The following is a 515-nucleotide window of genomic DNA, read 5'->3' on the forward strand; positions in this document are numbered from 1 at the left end:
AAGATCTCTTCTCCCATCCCAAGTGCCCTTGAGATTAAGCTTTCTTGCTTACAATTTAAAGATACAAGCCTGGGAGTAGGACCAAAGGGCCGAATCCCAGGTTTCCATTTTACTTCCATAGCTTAACAAACCAGTATAAAATTTCATTTAAAGGAAATCCAACTTCATAATCAATCATGGTTTACTTTCGCAGAGATTTTACGCCAGGTGGGACTTATTTTTTTACTCTTGCTTTGAGAAATCGAAAATCACACTTATTAACCAGCCATATTGACCTGTTAGGTGAGACACTTCAAACAATAAAACAAAAATATCCTTTTAGTACGGAGGCTATAGTCGTATTGCCTGATCATGTGCATGCTGTTTGGAAACTGCCAGACAATGATTTTAATTACTCTTTACGCTGGCATCAGATCAAATCGAATTTTACAAAACGTTTAATTAAAGAAGGCTTAAAAATAACAAAAGATCAACGAGGAGAGTATCAGCTTTGGCAACGTCGGTTTTGGGAGCAT

Annotated in this window: 1 protein-coding gene; it reads left to right on the top strand. The window is 37.1% G+C overall.

Going from position 1 to position 515, the window contains the following annotated elements; translation table 11 throughout:
• Positions 1-176: 176 nt before the first annotated feature.
• Positions 177-515: REP-associated tyrosine transposase (locus Lqua_RS15065; RefSeq protein ID WP_162264412.1), on the top strand; the 339-nt coding region annotated here is incomplete at its 3' end.

This window comes from Legionella quateirensis (genome assembly GCF_001467955.1).
Lineage (GTDB): Bacteria > Pseudomonadota > Gammaproteobacteria > Legionellales > Legionellaceae > Legionella > Legionella quateirensis.